General features: G+C 56.8%; 10 protein-coding genes and 2 tRNA genes. 6 read left to right on the forward strand and 6 right to left on the reverse strand.

The features are described 5' to 3' along the window. The first annotated feature begins 119 nt into the window (after nt 1-119). Nucleotides 120-203 (forward strand) — tRNA-Leu (locus tag SV7mr_RS07090). A 245-nt stretch (nt 204-448) separates the two neighbouring features. Here the strand turns inward: SV7mr_RS07090 and SV7mr_RS07095 are convergent. Next, nucleotides 449-2332 (reverse strand): ArnT family glycosyltransferase, encoded by a 1884-nt coding sequence (locus SV7mr_RS07095; RefSeq protein WP_145270528.1) that lies wholly within the window; start codon nt 2330-2332, stop codon nt 449-451. Nucleotides 2333-2727: 395 nt separating this feature from the next. Between SV7mr_RS07095 and SV7mr_RS07100 the strand changes: the two genes are divergently transcribed. After that, nucleotides 2728-3393, forward strand: a complete 666-nt coding sequence (locus tag SV7mr_RS07100; RefSeq protein WP_419188209.1) for a phosphatase PAP2 family protein — start codon at nt 2728-2730, stop codon at nt 3391-3393. Nucleotides 3394-3734: 341 nt separating this feature from the next. Then, nucleotides 3735-4001, forward strand: coding sequence for a DUF2513 domain-containing protein (locus SV7mr_RS07105; RefSeq protein ID WP_145270532.1), 267 nt, complete (start codon nt 3735-3737; stop codon nt 3999-4001). Nucleotides 4002-4197: 196 nt separating this feature from the next. Here SV7mr_RS07105 and SV7mr_RS07110 read toward each other — a convergent pair. The 5 genes from SV7mr_RS07110 to SV7mr_RS07130 all read right to left on the reverse strand — a co-directional run bounded on the left by SV7mr_RS07110 (nt 4198) and on the right by SV7mr_RS07130 (nt 11801). Continuing rightward, nucleotides 4198-4281 (reverse strand) — tRNA-Leu (locus tag SV7mr_RS07110). A gap of 159 nt (nt 4282-4440) precedes the next feature. After that, complete coding sequence (locus SV7mr_RS07115) at nt 4441-5718, reverse strand: hypothetical protein (RefSeq protein ID WP_145270534.1); 1278 nt, start codon at nt 5716-5718, stop codon at nt 4441-4443. Nucleotides 5719-6386: 668 nt separating this feature from the next. Beyond that, a complete protein-coding gene (locus SV7mr_RS07120) occupies nt 6387-8693 on the reverse strand; it encodes a transglutaminase family protein (protein ID WP_145270536.1) in 2307 nt (768 codons plus the stop codon). A 171-nt stretch (nt 8694-8864) separates the two neighbouring features. Continuing rightward, complete coding sequence (locus tag SV7mr_RS07125) at nt 8865-10088, reverse strand: two-component system sensor histidine kinase NtrB (RefSeq protein WP_145270538.1); 1224 nt, start codon at nt 10086-10088, stop codon at nt 8865-8867. 57 nt (nt 10089-10145) lie between these two features. Continuing rightward, a complete protein-coding gene (locus SV7mr_RS07130; protein ID WP_419188210.1) occupies nt 10146-11801 on the reverse strand; it encodes an ATP-binding protein in 1656 nt (551 codons plus the stop codon). A 305-nt stretch (nt 11802-12106) separates the two neighbouring features. On the opposite strand from SV7mr_RS07130, the gene SV7mr_RS07135 reads away from it, so the two are divergent. Genes SV7mr_RS07135 through SV7mr_RS07145 form a run of 3 tightly spaced genes read left to right on the forward strand, consistent with a single transcriptional unit; the run spans nt 12107 to nt 15777 of the window. Beyond that, entirely contained in the window at nt 12107-13219 is a 1113-nt protein-coding gene (locus SV7mr_RS07135; protein ID WP_419188211.1) for a GTP-binding protein, read from the forward strand. Continuing rightward, a complete protein-coding gene (locus SV7mr_RS07140) occupies nt 13219-14343 on the forward strand; it encodes an SGNH/GDSL hydrolase family protein (RefSeq protein ID WP_419188212.1) in 1125 nt (374 codons plus the stop codon). The genes SV7mr_RS07135 and SV7mr_RS07140 overlap by 1 nt, the downstream gene beginning before the upstream one ends. 6 nt (nt 14344-14349) lie before the next feature. Beyond that, on the forward strand, nt 14350-15777 hold the full coding sequence (locus SV7mr_RS07145; RefSeq protein ID WP_145270547.1) for an MBOAT family O-acyltransferase: 1428 nt from the start codon (nt 14350-14352) through the stop codon (nt 15775-15777).

The raw sequence follows: 15777 nt of genomic DNA on the forward strand, positions 1-15777 counted from the left end.
CCAAAAAGGGGGGCGGGCTGGCTGCTGGGCAAGAAATTTTCCTGTCCTGGTCGATTGCGACCTCAGGGCGGCTTGACGATTGACAGGCAATCGCTGAAACTTTGCCCTTCACAAAACAGGCGGGCGTGGCGGAACTGGCAGACGCGCAACGTTGAGGTCGTTGTGGGGGTAACCCCTTGGAGGTTCAAATCCTCTCGCCCGCATTCTGTTTTTCTTGAGGGCCGTTCCTTCTGGGCCCACTTGTCGCTCAACCGAGAGTTGTGTGTTGAGGCGACGCTGACGTCCCCAGCAATGAAACGCGAGACGCAGTAATGAAGCGCGAGACGCAGCAATGAAACGCGAGACGCAGCGGGTACAGGCTGTGCTGCCCTGTGTGGGGCTCTGATCGCTCAGACCGCCTGGGCCTCGCGCCGGTTGACTAGGCCGATTTTCACACGCTGCAAAGCGGTTAGCGGCGGTCCGTTTCTGGGCGACTGGCCACGATGGTGCTCGTTTGTCGTCGCTTGAGTAACAGCAACTCTTGGTCGCCTTCCAAGAAAAACGGGACGGAATCGACGACTTCAATCGTGTCGTCGTCCAATAATTTGTAGCGTTTTGCGTTGCTCGATGAGGTCAGCAAGAAGCGGTCCCCCGCGGACTGCAAGAACGACTTGGCCTCCATTTCCGAGCTCTGCAGCAAATCAATCGGATGGCCCGCGTAAAACACCCAGCTGCTCCGCAGGGTGCCTAGCGAGGCGATCGCGGGTTGCTCGCTTTGTTGGCCAGGAATCATGACCAATTGATCGGCTTGCTGTTGCTGGCTGACATGGCCCGTCGCCCAGCCGAACAGCATCAGGCTAAAGGCGAACGCGCACAGTCCACAACTAAGCACGCTGTGAGCGGCTTTGCCACGGTACCAAAGTGTTCCCGAAATCAGTGCACCGGCAACAAGTCCGACGCCAATCAGGGTCAGCGGTTGCATGCCATCGACGAATTGTTCGGCGATGATGCCGGTGCCAATTGCGAATCCAATGCCCACCAGTAACAGCACGGCAAAGGAAGCATAGGGCCACCAGTTTGCCGATCGCTGCTTCCCAGCCATCAAACGAGCCAGGTAGTTGCCGAACAGCATTGCTGCAGCGGGGTGGCATGGCGAGATATAGCTGGGCAGTTTTGTACTTGCGAGCGAAAACAGCCCCACAATCACACAGACCCAGCACGCGACAAAGCAAAGCGGTGCATTGAACCGAACGCCGTGCTGAGCGGCATCGGCACTGCCTTCGCTGTCGGTTGGGTCTTTCAGTGATCGGATGCCGTCTAGCAGCATGGGCAAGAAGAAAATCGACCAGGGAAACGTGCCCATCAAAAAACCGATGACATAGTAAAACGGTGTGCCTCCATGGCCTTCCATTTCATTCACCGCTCGGCCGAGGTTGTGCTCCAGGAAGAAACCTCGGGTCCACACGCCGTCGGAACGAATCGTGACCCAGATGTACCACGGCAAGGCCACCGCTAGGACGACCGTGATCAGCCAGCCCAGTCGCATCGACAGGCAGGTCTTGATGAAGTGCCATGGATTGAGGATGCCAATCGCTTGACGGATCAGGCCGGCGGCGGGCAGGGTTTCAGAACTAGCGGCGTCAGCGGCTGCATTCACCTGGCTGGCCGGAAGGCGGTAGATCAGCAAGAACATGCCAATCACCGCACAGGGCAGCAAAAAACCAATCGGCCCTTTGTCGAGTGACGCAAAACCCATCATGGTGAACATCAGCACCAAGGTCAGTTTGTTGGCCGGAAATCCTGTTGCCGAAACCGAGGCCTGGGCGTTCTGGCGTTCATCTTGCAGCCGAATCCATGGATAACGCAGGGAATAGCTCAGGGTTGGCCCGAACGCTGGCGTGCCCCACACATACAGTGTTAATGCGGCGGTGATGAAAAAGATCAAGACCGAGTCTGGTGTGGCCGCTCGCGACGCCACGACGAACATCAGCATCGTACTGAGGCAGATTCCTGCCATCAGCCCGGCCATCTTGCCCAATAAGCGACGTCCCAGGGAGTACGTCATCAGCACCGTTAGGACTGACAGGGCAGCCGACCAAAAGCGAGCTGAAAACTCGTTGACGCCAAAGACCGAATAGGCGGCGATCATGAACCAGTACAACAACACCGGCTTGTGTGTTCGTACTTCAGCGTTGAAGTAAGGCACGACCCAGTCACCGCGTTGCATCATTTCGGCCGCACAGCCGGCGTTGCGCGGCTCGTCTTCGTCCCACAATTTGGCGGCACCCAGGTTGCAGAAGAACACGCTGCAAGAAAGCAGAATCAGGAGCGTGATTGTTTTGCTAGCATCCATGCTTGGTTCGTTTGGCTCGTCGGGCAACGATGGTTTAGGAAGTTTGGTGTAGATTGCGTCTTTGTCGCATCTGCGTCGGTCAGGCTGCTATAGCAAACAGCGTCGACTACTACTAAGATTCCTTCATCCTTAAAATTCAGTTGATTTGTAACGTTTGTGGCAACCGATTGGCAAGATAGGTTTCCATTCCGATCCACTCTGTTGATGCTTTGGCTCGTTCAGACATGAATCAGGTCACTCCATCTTGTGCCCAGCAAGAAACATTGTCGACCATCGCGGTCGATTCGAACTCTCGAGCGCGTGAAGAGACCCCGTCGTCTTGGTCACGCTGGCTAGATAGCCGATTAACCGCGCAATGGATTGCAGCGGCTTTAGTTTTGCTAGCAATTCCTTGTATGCTGGTTGATCCTTGGTTTGCGGCGTTGTTTCAGCGTGAGGCCTGGCCGGGCGAACTGAAGATCTTTTTGCATCGAGTCGAGCCTTTTGGTCACGGGTATGGTGTTGCGTTGATCGCTGCCACGGTGGTCATGCTCACTCAATTCCGTTGGTGTGTCTTCTACGGGATGTTGGCTTGCGCGTTGGGATCTGGATTGGCTGCCAATCTTGGCAAGCTATTCATTAACCGCGTTCGGCCTCACTCTTTGCCCGTGGACTTTAACGGGAATTCCTTTGTCGGCATTCGTTCGCTTGGGCAGATGTTTGATTTCGAGCACTCGATGGTTTCGACAATGCAGTCGTTTCCCTCGGCTCACACTGCGACGGCGTTTGGTTTTGCAATTGCGTTGACGGCTTTGTTCCCCAAGGCTCGCAACTGGTTCTTTACCTTGGCCGTCCTGGTCGGTTTGCAGCGGGTGGTTCACGGCAGCCACCATCCAAGTGATGTGTTGATTGGTGCCGCGGTCGGTTTGGTCGCTGGTTCGTTCTTGCTGCATCGTGTTCAGCAGTGGGGCTGGATTGAGCCAGTCGTGGAACAGGACCAGCCATTGGTTTCTGTGCCAGTCTCACCGTTACCCGTCCAGCAGCAACCGGTCCCTGACCAGGAAATCGCCAAGGCTTCCTAGGCTTTGATGCCGTTGCCAGAGCGGAATGCGTTGCCGGATGCTAGCGGGCCTCAGACGGCGCGCGTGCATTGCCAGGCATGCAGCCAGTCGTCATGATCCTGTCGTTGGCAAGCGCGTTTCTGTTACAGTCCCGCTAACCGTCCGGGTTTGTCGCTGTTGACGCTTTGGCGAGCCTAAATCGTTGCAGAGAACGAGCGCTTTGAATCGATGGAACCAGACACAGCTAGAAAGTTGTTTGGGACGCGCATCGTTAGGATTGACCGATCTCGTTCCATTGCGGTGTGACCAACAGGCAGTCTGTTGGCTTGGTTCCACGGTTGATCTCTCTTGGATTGTCTACCATGAAGCGCGACATGATTTTGGTCCGCAAGTTGCTGGACTTTGTTGAGGAAAACGGTGCTCGTCTCTATAAGGGATCGATTCAGATTCCGGGCTATGAACGCGATGCCGTGGTCCTGCACTTGTACCTTCTGGCTGATGGTGGGTTTGTTGAGTTAGGTGCGGAGACCTTGGAAAGCAAAGGTCCGCTGGTGTTGACATGGAAAGGCTGTGATTACATTGACCACCTCCGCGCCCAGGAACGCAAGCGCGCCGCAGCATCCCAGTGAACTCACCACCATCTGCGCCGCCTCGTTCATCACTTTTCAAGGCCCTCACTTTTCAAGCGCCGCACTGGGCTTTGTTCCAGTCTCTGCTGGTTCCCGGCGTAATGGCGCGCCCATCGCATTCTGGATCGTCGCCAGGCTTGGCGGTGTGCGCATAAAAAAACGCCTGGCAGACGATTGCGTCAGCCGGGCGTCAAAGTGCGCGCGAGAGGATTCGAACCTCCACCCTATTGCTAGGACAGGTACCTGAAACCTGCGCGTCTGCCAGTTCCGCCACGCGCGCGTTTTACTCAGGTATGGGACAGACCAAAGTCTGTGATGGATCAATGGTCCAATCCTTGGAGCGGGCCCACCGTTGGCAGGTTCGCTTCAAGAGGGCCAAAATGTAGCCAAGTTCAAAGCGTTCTGCAAGCGGGGATGCATGGAATTGCTTAACTCCCTGCTAGGGGAAGATGTAGCGGAACCAGTTGCGAATCCCCTGCTTGGGAACGTAGGCCACCGGTTGTCCCCACAAACCCTGGCCAACTTGGACCACGTTTCGTTCTTGGCCGAATGACACCAAGGCGCGGGCGGGAGCTTGCACTTGCCCTGGCTGTGTCACCAAGGGGGTGCGTGGGGGCAGCACTTGGACGGGGGAATTGAACCCTCGCGGTGGCGGAGCAACCGGAGTGGTGCAGTTGCTAGGGACCACTGGCTGGCACACACCGTAAAACGTATGAGTCGACGGATGTGGAGTCGCGCCGGTGATCAGGCGGCAGTTGTCCATGTTGGCATGCGGCGAAATCGCGGGCTGCTCAATCTGGGAATAGTCGGTCGTCGGCGGCGAAGGGTATGTCTGTGACGGCAGCGGCTGTGAGGGGAATGTCTGTGACGGCAGGGGCTGTGACGGCAGGGGAGCTGGCAAGGTTGTGCTGGCCCCGCCAAGGCTGCCGGCCGCGCCACCTCCGCTGGGCAAGTTGTCGATCATCGAAGCCGGTGGCAACGTGGTGCCAGGTATCGAACTGCCGCCTGCCGGAGGCAAGCCAACAGCGGGCGCACTGGCCCCGCCACTCAATCCCGGAGGCAAGGCCATCGAACCGCCTGCGGCAGGCAGGTTGCTATTGGATGGCAACGAGCCCGGTGCAGGTGCAAACGTTCCCGGATCGGGCACCGAGATGGGATCCTGGAAGTAAACCGTACGCTGCACTGTCGGAATGTTCGAAGTGACTGGTGTGTCCGAAACCAGGGCCACCTGTCGATCGGTCGCGGCCCACGGCGTGCTTAAACCAACCACCGGTTTCACGGTGTTCTGATGATCAGCGAATCCATTGCCAGTCCCTTCAGACACGATGTTTGCCTGATTGCTGGGCGGCTTCAAACTCATTTGCTGTGACGTGTTTGGCCGAACGGTTCGGTTGGATTCAGCGTCGCTCAATTCCGGTGCCACCCCTGAGGGTTCCAAGTAGACGGCGCGAGAAATCTTGGTGACTGCGGGCGCGGCAGCAGGCGCGTTGGTGTTCGAACCTTGCGACCAGAGGTTGCCCGCGTTGACAGGCCGCAGTCGAGCGGCGACCTCAGGCCGAACCGGAAGCGAATTTTGGAGCGGCACATAAACCGGCAAACCAACCGGAGTTCCCAGGGGCAATTGCTGAGGGGATTGCGCACCGGCGGGCAGTGCTGCCAAGGTAGCCAAGGCGGTCAGGGTAGCCAGCTGGCTGGAGCGAATGATGTTGGACTTCATAGCTTGTACGCAGAGTGTCTTGGAAGAGCTCCCGATAAAACCGCTGCAACCTTCCCTGGCACAGCGCCGCATGGCAGACCGCCTATTCTACTCCAAAAGGGGTTGAAGTTGCAGCTGCTTTCATTTCCCCGAGACGCTCTCTGACAACTCATAGCAAGTTTGTTGCGTCCCAAACAATGTCTATGCAAGATTGATGCCGAACGCAGCCAGTAAAGTTGCTGGGCGCCTTCAGAAGGGGTGTTCTTAACCCGCCCTGCCCTATTCGCTGACTCATTTGCTGGGTTTGACACCGATGCCAAAAATCATGGGACTGGGAATCTTTTTTGATTTCGGCGTCTCATCAGGCAGCGGCCGGTGCATCGGTGTCGGCAGCTGGGAAAAAATTACAATCGCTGTCCTGTTGGTCGCGACAGCTTGTTGCCGATCGGCGCGGGCAGCGGCCGCGCTTGAGTGGCGTGATGCTGCTTGGCGGCTAAGGCTTGGCGGCTAAGGCTTGGCGGCTAAGGCTTGGCGGCTAAGGCTTGGCGGCTAAGGCTTGGCGGCTAAGGCTTGGCGGCTAAGGCTTGGCGGCTAAGGCTTGGCGGCTAAGGCTGGGCGGCTAAGGCTGGGCGGCTAAGGCTGGGCGGCTAAGGCTGGGCGGCTAAGGCTGGGCGGCTAAGGCTGGGCGGCTAAGGCTGGGCGCGTTCGATCAGTGCTTGCAAGGATTCTTTGAGCTGCAGCACATCGTTCTCTTCCAGCGGTGAAAGCGTTTGTTCTAGCAGCCAGTCAAAGTCTTCCATCGCCAAGTGGTGCCGGCCCGTCATGCCGCGCAGGCGTGCACGCAGGATTCTTCGCTGAAAGTCGTCTGGGGTGATCGCGACCAGTGCATCCGCGTAGGCCAGCATCGCTTCCCCATCGTTGCGTCGACCGGCAGCGCCGACCAAGTTGTTTAGCACGCGAGTCAAGATGGCAGTCACGTCTTGTGGCTCCAAGTCGCTTTCTTGTATCAGTCGTCCCGAGAAACGCAGCACAATGTCAGCGGCATCACGTCGTGAAAGCTCTTTGCCTCGATCAAAGGGGTCAACTAACTGAGGAGCCTTGGCGTCGGTTTGATCGCGGACGACAAAGTTGCCCGGCAGGCCAATGCCGACCACGTCCAAGCCAATGCGTTTGCCAAGTTCCATGTACAGGATTGACAGCAGGATCGGCAGGCCCTCGCGGTCGTCCAGGACTCGATTCAAGTGGCTGTTGGCCGGGTGATAGTATTCGCTGCGACTGCCGTGAAATCCATTTTGTTCAAACAGATACTGGTGCAAGGTCTGTCGGCGAGTCTTTGTCTTGGCGTCCTTGGCAAGTGATTCGTTGATCTCCGCCGCCATGCGATCAATTTGCTGGACGTAGGCTTGGGGATCCAGATCGGGGTGGTCTAACATGGCGATCAGCAGCGCGCCTTGCAACAATCGTTGCGACGGCGGTGTGTCTTGCAGTGATTCAAGTTTTTGCAACGTCTTGCTGCGCCGCACATCTCGGGCAAGTTGTTCCAAGCGTTCGGCTTGCTCTTTCAAGCGAATCGCTTGACGGCTCAGTTCCTGTGCCGCAAGGGTGTCGCTGTCTGCCAGCAGTCGCAGCTGTTCTTGACCGATGTTTTCAAACGCGATCTCTGGCGTGCTTAATTCGTCCAGCACTGCGGAGGCTTGTTGGCTTAATTCTGGGTCTGCGATCGAGGGCCCGAATTCAAATTTGCGAAACTCGGGCTTGGTTGAGCGGAACTTGGCCAAGCCAATGCGACCGCTTTTGAATTGCTTGTCGGTTGATTCAATGACCACATGGCCATTGACGAAGCAGGTGATGCGATCGTCTTTGAGTCGCACTTTCAGCTGATTCCACTGGCCGGGGAGATAATACGGGGACGGGACGTCGTGTAGAACTTGCCAGGAAAACACCGAGGCGCCACGAAAGCAGGACAGTCGCAGGTTTCCAGCGCTGGGATAAAAGCCATAATGCTTGTCGTTGCCATCGCTGTGAAAGACAATCCCGGCTGCACCCGCTTCGTCGTCCAATCGTACTTGGACGGCGATCTCTAGAGGTTGTGCGTGTTGCTTGCTGCGTTGGAGCAACAGAGAGCGACCGCCGAAGGCATTGCCGCTACCGCTGGCCGATATCCTGCCCCCTTTCTGTTGCCAGGTCGCACCAAACAGCGGTTCCCAGGTTTCGAGATCAACTTCGGCCAGGCGAACCCAACGATCGATGCTGATCGAGTTGGGATTGTTTTTTAGTTCAACCAGTTTTTGCACCGGAATGGCAAAGCCCAGATTGCTGTCCAGCAAGGACTTCATGTTCACGATGCCTAAGACAGCGCCCAGGCTGTCAACCAAGGGGCCGCCGCTATTGCCCGGTTCGATCGGCATGGCCAGCTGCAGCAGCGTCTGTCCTTCGATCTCTCGCCGCGCCGAAAGGATTCCATCCACGACGCTTTTTTCTAATCCTAACGGATTGCCGAAGGCGAACACTCGCATGCCTTGTTTCGCGGTATCAGGATCGGCCAACGGCAAGGCGGGTAATGGAGAGTCGGCGAAATCAATTTGGATGATCGCCAGGTCAGCGGTGACGTCGGAAGCGTAAACGGCTGTCGCGGAGAGTTTGTTCCCTTGGTAGTCCGTGATGGTAAAAGCGCGGCCCTGACCGATCACATGCATGTTGGTTGCGATCATGCCTGAATCATCAATCACAAATCCGGTGCCGATGCCTGATTCGGCGCCGTCGCGATCGGTGACTCGAATCGTGACCACTGATTTGGAGACCTTGCTGACGAGCTGTTCAACGTTCAGCGGCTTGGTGGATGTCGAGTCCTTTGCGATCTCGGCTGACGCCAAGCTATCCTTGACTTGCTCTTGCCCTTGGCATGTCGAGCCCTGCAGGCAGCCGACAAACAATGCGAGGACGATCCAGGTTCGGGGCGCAAGCGGCGAGCGAAGCATTGGCAGGCGTTGAGTCATTGATTGGGCCGTTGGAGAGAATCGCTGGAACACGCACGCATTCTAACGTTTGGTACGTCGCCCCTATTGTACTTGTCTTTGATTGTACGGCGGATGGAAGACTTCTGCAGCACTGCGAGTGCCCGCGCGCACTGGGGGCTGGCCGGACATGGCATCAGAGCGTGCCGGGACTTACCGACCGCCGTCGCCTTGATTGAGGAAGGTCAATTCAAAGCAGGTGCCTTGGCCAGGTTCGCTGGTGATGTTGGCATCCACGTTATTCTTCTGTAGCAGTGCCATGCAGATTGAAAGCCCCAGCCCCATGCCATCGGATTTTGTCGAGAACAAGGGTTCGGTGATTTTGAGCAGATCCTCCGCAGTGATTCCCATGCCAGTGTCGATCAGACGCATGCGATGCGTGCTCGTTTCAATCACCAATTGGCCTCCGTCGGGCATCGCTTCGATGGCGTTTTGCAGCAGGTTGCGAAATACAATGGCCATTTGATTGGCATCAACGTCCGCGATCAGCTCCGGTTGCTCCAGTCGCTTTTCAAGCGAGATGGATGCTGGCACGGTGATGGAATCAATCACATCATCGAGTAGTTCGATCAAATCACAGGCGGCTGAGTTGGGCTGCGGCCCTTTCGCAATGCTGGTCAACGTGCGAATCACTTTGTCAATCTTGGTGACTTGACGATCGATGCGTTGCAGATGCTCGGCCTGTTTTTGCGCCGTCGGCTGAGTGGCGTTCAGCAGGTAATAGATTGACGTTCGCACAGCATTGAGCGGATTGCGGACTTCATGGGCAATGCCACCGGAGATCTCCCCCAGCATCGCCAGTCGTTCAGCGCGAGCAAGCTGTGCTTCGATCTGCCGGAGCTGTTCGGTCCGTTCCCTCACGCGCTGTTCCAGCAAGCGATTCGATTCAGCCAGTTCCAGCTGGGCTTGTTTCAGATCCGAGATGTCGCGAACGATGCCCGCATAATACGTTTCGCTGCCGGTCTTGATTTCGCTGACTGCTAAGTGGACGGGAAACAGAGTTCCGTCATGACGGCGCCCGGTGACTTCGCGACCCACGCCAATGATCTTTGCCTGGCGAGTGTCTTGATAGTGTTGTAGGTATCCATCGTGTTGGTCACGATCCGGTTGATCCATCAACAGGCTGACGTTTTGCCCGATCAGCTCTTCGCTGTCATAGCCAAACATCACTGCGGTTGCAGGGTTGAGATGAGAGATCTGGCCGCGGCGATTGATCACAATGATCGCGTCGACTGCCGTTTGCATGATCGCGCCGAGAAGTTCGTGCTGCTGTGGGCCGAGCGTTTCTGATGGCTTGGGGTCAGCAGAGGGTGATTCTCGATCCCGTGATTCATGATCGCTGGAAGCGGCGTGTGATTTCGAGTCGTGATCAGGCATGAAAAGCAGTGGGCAGGAGTCCTTAAAGGGGACGGCGCATGGGGCGTGTTGATCAGATCACGATGCCGAGGATTCCGAAAGAGCCCGAGGGTTGGCCTTCACGGGGAGGCGGATCTCAAAGCAGGCACCGGATGCGGGTTGGTCGGCGGCCGGGGAGTTCTGGCGGATCGTGCCGCCATGGGCTTCAATGATCCGCTGGCAGATCGCAAGCCCCAGACCGGTGCCGGTGCTTTTCGTGGTGTAGAACGGTTCAAAGATTTTGTGTTGATGATCCAGGCCGATGCCTGGTCCGTTATCACGGAGTGTTAGAACAACAAATTCGTCTTCGACTTGCCATTGAATTTGCAATTCAAAAGGGTCGGGGCAAGCGGCAAGGGCATTTTCAATCAGGTTTCGAATCACCTGTTCCATGCGAAAGACGTCGATGTGGACCTTCGGGCACTGATCGCAGTCAGCCGGTTCACGCAGTGTTGCGTCACGGTTGTTTCGCTGTAGTTTGAGGTCTGTCCAGACACGCTGCCAAACCGATGGGAGCGATTCGTCGTGACGCTGCAAATGAATGGGTGCAGCAAACGAACGCACTTCATCTAGCAGGCACGTTAAATCATTGCCTGCGCGGCGAATGGCATCCAAGTCTTGCATCGCGTGGGAGTCTTTTTCGATCTCAAGCTCCAACATGTCTGTTGCCGCCATGATCCGCTGCAGCGCGTTGCGACTTTCGTGTGCGAGCCCCGTCATGGTTTGACCGATCGCAGCCAAACGCTGAGCTTGCAATGCCTGTTGCTGGGCATCGATCAAGTCGCTGATGTCGACGCCGACGGCCAAGATGGATTGCGTCTTCGAGCCCGCGTCCAGGATTGCGGTATTGGACCAACGCACGTGAATGTGTTCGCCATTCTTGCAGGCAACTTCCGTCACTGTTTCTGGGCCATTGGCTGGCCGCGTCGTTGGCGCGAAAATTGATCGCGCAACGTCTTGCTGGGCGGGCGGAATGCATTGCTGGAACCAGTTGGTGCCCTTGAGTTCTTCCGCTGACCAGCCTGTGGTTTGAGTTAAATAGGGGTTGAACTGCAGGATTGTTCCCTCGGGATCGAGCACCAAAACAATCGCCTCGGCGGTGTTGAGAATCATCTCCGCGAAGGCGTGTTCTTTGTCAAATGCGGATTGCAGTTGGCGCCGCTCAGCAATCCGGCGCACGGTCCCTCGCAGGTCATCGGGGATGATGGGTTTAATGACATAATCCGAGGCACCACCGCGGAACGCAGCAATGGTGCTGTCGACATCCCCGAAACCTGTGAAAACAACGAATTCGCTTTGTGGCATTCGCGCGGTCAGCTGCGGAAGAAAGTCTTCGACCATGCCATCGGGTAGCTTGCGATCGGTCAAGGTGATCGCATATCCATCGGGGTTTGGCACCGCCAGAGCTTTTTGCAAACTGTCCACACCATGAACTTCGTGCCCATCGATTTCCAGAATGTCCAGCAGGTTGGCCAGCGAATCCTGATCGTCCTCGATGACAAGGATGCGAAGTCGATGCCCATTTGCCGACTGGGAATGCTGATCGATCGCGGGTGAGAGTTGATGCACGATAAAGCGGTGTCGGTGGGAGTTGACGTCCAAGGAGCGTCGCGGAAGAAGCCGTTGCAAGGTGTCGTCGCGATGGCATGATCGCAATGGCTGATCGCAATGGCTGATCGCAATGGCTGATCGCAATGGCTGGCGCTGCATGTCGATGCGGTGCCTCCAATCGTTTGCTCGCTCGGCTTCTAGTCTAACAGGTTGTCACCTTGGCTGGAATTGGTTGCCCGACTTCGTTGGGGGGATGGCAAGGAGTGGTTGGGGGAGCGTGATGCTTGGCAACGTGGTACCGCACGCCTCACAACGCCGCTTTCTGGTTTGAATCGAGTCTTGTTCACCCGGCGGTTGCTGTCAGGGGTTCGCCCTTGGGTTATGCTGTAATGTTGCCCTGCACAGACGGGGCGGTCCTGACGTTTTGAACTGACTGAGTGGAGATTGGTGTGACACGATTTGCATTGATTGGTGGTTTTTTGGGTGCCGGTAAGACAACCTTGATTGGCGAATTGGCGAGCCGCTATGTCGCTCAGGGCAAGCGCATTGGAATCATTACCAACGATCAGGCAGCTGATTTGGTCGACACTCAGAACTTGCGTGCACAGGGATTTGCTGTCGGCGAAGTGGCTGGGGCTTGTTTCTGTTGCAGCTTTGATGAGATGGTGGCTGCCGCCAAAGAACTTGGTGCCGATGCGGCTCCGGATCTGTTACTGGCCGAACCGGTTGGCAGTTGCACGGATCTTGTGGCCACGATCATCTTGCCTCTGCAGCAGTTATTGGGGGAGCAGTTTCAGCTGGCTCCCTTTGGCGTCATGCTCAAGCCCGGTCATGGGCGACGCATTTTGGCCGGTGGTGACTCGCAAACGGCACTCAGCGGTTTTTCTCCGCAGGCGGAGTACATTTTCCGCAAGCAGCTTGAAGAAGCCGATTACTTGATGATCGGTCGAGCGGACACCATGGACCAGCAGCAGATTGATGAACTCAAACAACGCTTGTCTGAAGTCGCCCCGGATGTCCCCGTGATCGCCGTCAGCCCTCGCAGTGGTCAAGGGGTTGACGAAGTGATGCAGATGATGCTGTCGGACCTGCCAGCTGGTCAGCGTTTGCTTGACATTGATTATGACACCTACGCTGATGGAGAAGCAGAGCTCGGCTGGGTGAACTTGGCAACCTCCGTGCAAAGCATGGCACCGATCGACTTGAATGAAGTGGCCGAAGCGCTGGTCCGTCACATTGGTCGTCAGATCGTTCAGCAGTCCGCTGGAGCGATCGCCCACGTCAAAGCCTCGGTGTCCGGCGATGGCACTCATGCGGTGGCGAACTTGGTGGATAACTTTGGTGACGTCGAAGTCGGTTTGGAAGCTGGGCACGCAGTCAAAGGCGTGATTGAGATCGTGATCAACGCCCGGGTGGCACTCGATCCGCAAACACTTCAGCAGTTCTGTGAGAACGCTTTGCAAGGCGTCGCTGCCGATCAAGGCTGGCCGATTGAGTCCATCAATGCGCGTTCATTGCGTCCCGGACGCCCCACGCCAACACACCGAGTGACTCAAGCCTAATGGGCTGGCCGAGAGTGCTGCGAAATTGGATCCTTGGTTCCCTTGTCGGCGTGTGCTTGTTGACCGTCACGTCGCCAATCTTCTTGCGCAGTTATCAGACGCGCCAGATTGACCCGATCCGGGGCGTACTGGTGTTGGAAACGGGGACGCACTATCGCTGGCGAAGCGAAGGTTACGCGACGACGACGATCGGGCCCTTGGGGATGCCGGGACAGAACCGGTATCGTTCCAAAATCGATCCGGTGCCCGGCAACGTCAACCAGCCAGCCGACGCGCGGGTTGCCGATCGGCAAGTCATCTTGTGGGGCGATTCGCAGCTGGAAGGCGTTTGTGTCGCTGACCGCGATAAAATCGCCCCTCAGGTCCTCCGTCAGTCACGGGGACGAATCAATGCGTTGCCATTTGCCAGCAGTGGAGACAACTGCAACGACTGGTTGTTTCAAATCCGGCATTTGGAATCCTTAGATCCTGCAGCCGGCCAAACGGCGCCCGCCGTCGATGCACACGTGTTCTTGGTCACCGAAATCTCCGACTGGACCGTGCCCGTCGAACGCCGTCTTGAGTTTGCGTTACGACCGGGCGAGCGCGTGTTCGATCGCGTGCCGGCGGTCGTCCTACAAGCGGCACGCAACCTTTGGCAAGATCCGCTGACTGGCCAGCGACGCCGTTTGAGATTCATGCCATGCTGGAACAGCACAGCTGATCGGGGCGAGTTGCTGACGTCTGGCCGCGGTGATTCAAAGGGCTCGTTCGGTGAGCGGACTGATTGGCTGGCCAAGCAACTGGCTGAGTTGAACACGATCACCAAGCAACCGTGCTGTTTCGTCTACGCCCCCAAGAGCCCCGCAATCATCGAGGGACAACTGAAGTCCGCCGATGACTGGGCTGCCGAGTTTGTCCTGTTTAGCGCGATCTGCGACCGCTACGGTTGGCCGGTTGTTGACCTGCGTGATCTCATGCAGCAATCGGTCGCGCAAGGCGCGTGGCCGCGCGGCTTTGATAACGGTCAGTTTGGCGTGGGGCACTACAATCAGCTTGGCAATCAAATCATCGCCCAGGCGATCGTGGAACAACTGGAAACCGAGCTGTTCAGCCAGGCAGTGAACACTCAGGCAAAGGATTGATCTGCGATGATCTTTACACAGCTTGAATTTCTGTTGTTTCTGGGCGTCATCTTGGCGGCGACTTGGGCCTGTCGCAGTCTGCGTCAGCGGCACGCGTTGTTGCTGGTGGCCAGTTATTATTTTTATGCATACTGGGACGCTCGTTTCTGCGGGCTGCTGCTGTTTTCAACCGTCGTGGATTACGTGGCGGCGCGTCGTATTGCCAGTGCTAAGGGTGCCGGTAAACGTTGGTGGTTGGGCATTAGTCTGGGCAGCAATTTGGGGCTGCTGGGATTCTTTAAATACTGCAACTTCTTTGTGGAATCAGCTGCGGAGTTGTTGGGGCCGTTGGGACTTTCCACAGGCACGCTCAACATTATTTTGCCGGTAGGGATTTCGTTTTACACGTTCCAAACGCTTAGCTATACGCTGGACGTGTTTCGTGGCAAATTGAAGCCAGAGAGGAACTTCGTCACCTTCGCTTTGTACGTGGCCTTCTTTCCTCAGTTGGTTGCTGGGCCGATTGTGCGGGCCAGTGAATTGTTGCCGCAATTTAGCCGGATGCCAACGCGGTCTGGTCGACGGTTTTACTCCGGTAGCCAATGTGTGCTGCGCGGCTTGGTCAAGAAGGTTCTGTTGGCCGATCGACTTGGCGAATTTGTCGACATCGTCTTCGCGGGTCCCGAGCTCTATGATTCGACCACCTTGTGGCTGGCAACGTTGGCCTATGCAGGGCAAATTTACTATGACTTTTCCGGCTACACCGACATTGCGATCGGTGTGGCAAAAATGCTGGGCTATCGGTTCCCGCGAAACTTTCGACATCCGTATTTGGCAACCAGTCCGGCTCAGTTTTGGCATCGCTGGCACATGACGCTTTCTCGCTGGCTTCGTGATTACCTGTACATTCCCTTGGGGGGCAGTCGGTGCGGTGCGCTCCGGACGCAGTTCAATCTGACCTTGACGATGTTCTTAGGCGGCCTTTGGCATGGAGCGGCTTGGCACTTTGCCTTTTGGGGACTGTGGCATGGGATGGCACTTTCCCTGGGCCGCGCTGGCGCGTGGTTTCGCAAGAAGCAGGAGCGGCAGGCAGCTGCATCGGAAACAAAATCACTTCCCGCGATCTTGTTCACGCGAGTGATCGGTTGGCTGCTGACCATGCTGGTGGTGTCGCTCGGCTGGGTGCTGTTTCGAGCAACCAGCCTGGACCAAGCCTTGCAGATGCTGTTGCGAATGGTCGCAGGTGGCGACGGCATTCATTGGATGCCGCCATTGGTGCTTGGCGTGCTGGCGTTGATGGTGGTCGAGCACCTTGTTTGGGCGACCCGTTGGCGACGAGCGATGCGTTTACCCATTGATCAGTGGTACAGCCCAGTGGCCACCACGCTGTTGATTGGTGCCTTGATCTTGTACGCACCGCGTGGTTTTTCTCCTTTTGTGTACTTTCAGTTTTGA

This window comes from Stieleria bergensis (genome assembly GCA_007745635.1).
Taxonomy (GTDB): Bacteria; Planctomycetota; Planctomycetia; order Pirellulales; family Pirellulaceae; genus Stieleria; species Stieleria bergensis.

Coding starts and splice junctions, on each gene's coding strand:
- SV7mr_RS07095 (WP_145270528.1), bottom strand. CDS start 2,332: ATGGATGCTAGCAAAACAATCACGCTCCTGATTCTGCTTTCTTGCAGC.
- SV7mr_RS07100 (WP_419188209.1), top strand. CDS start 2,728: ATGCTGGTTGATCCTTGGTTTGCGGCGTTGTTTCAGCGTGAGGCCTGG.
- SV7mr_RS07105 (WP_145270532.1), top strand. CDS start 3,735: ATGAAGCGCGACATGATTTTGGTCCGCAAGTTGCTGGACTTTGTTGAG.
- SV7mr_RS07115 (WP_145270534.1), bottom strand. CDS start 5,718: ATGAAGTCCAACATCATTCGCTCCAGCCAGCTGGCTACCCTGACCGCC.
- SV7mr_RS07120 (WP_145270536.1), bottom strand. CDS start 8,693: ATGACTCAACGCCTGCCAATGCTTCGCTCGCCGCTTGCGCCCCGAACC.
- SV7mr_RS07125 (WP_145270538.1), bottom strand. CDS start 10,088: ATGCCTGATCACGACTCGAAATCACACGCCGCTTCCAGCGATCATGAA.
- SV7mr_RS07140 (WP_419188212.1), top strand. CDS start 13,219: ATGGGCTGGCCGAGAGTGCTGCGAAATTGGATCCTTGGTTCCCTTGTC.
- SV7mr_RS07145 (WP_145270547.1), top strand. CDS start 14,350: ATGATCTTTACACAGCTTGAATTTCTGTTGTTTCTGGGCGTCATCTTG.